The sequence below is a fragment of the Serratia sp. TSO36 genome (assembly GCF_057808395.1).
The window spans coordinates 1-304 of the sequence record NZ_JBJZOU010000053.1 but is presented as its reverse complement, the minus strand read 5'-3'; the positions used below and the strand labels follow the sequence as shown (position 1 = coordinate 304).

The window sequence follows — 304 nt, the reverse complement described above, 5'->3', positions numbered from 1 at the left end:
AGGACCTTACGATGACCGAAGCGGCTCGCGTCGGCGATACCATCGGGCATTCCCATGCCCTGGCCGGCATGATTGCCGGCACGATTGTCGGCGGCCTGATCGCCGCCGCAGGCGCGGTGGCGGCGGGGGCGCTGTTCGTCGCCGGCCTGGCGGCTTCCTGTATCGGCGTTGGCGTGCTGCTCATCGGCGCCAGTCTGGCGGTGGGGTATCTCACCGGGGAGGCGGCCACCGCGGCGCGCGACGGCATTGCCGACGCCGGCGCCGGTAGCCTGACCCCCAAAGGCAATATCGTCACCGGCTCCCC

At 71.4% G+C, this 304-nt stretch carries 1 protein-coding gene; it reads left to right on the top strand.

Translation table 11 applies throughout. The features are described 5' to 3' along the window. Positions 1–11 precede the first annotated feature (11 nt). Positions 12–304: hypothetical protein (locus ACK3CV_RS25410; RefSeq protein ID WP_489009929.1), on the top strand; the 293-nt coding region annotated here is incomplete at its 3' end.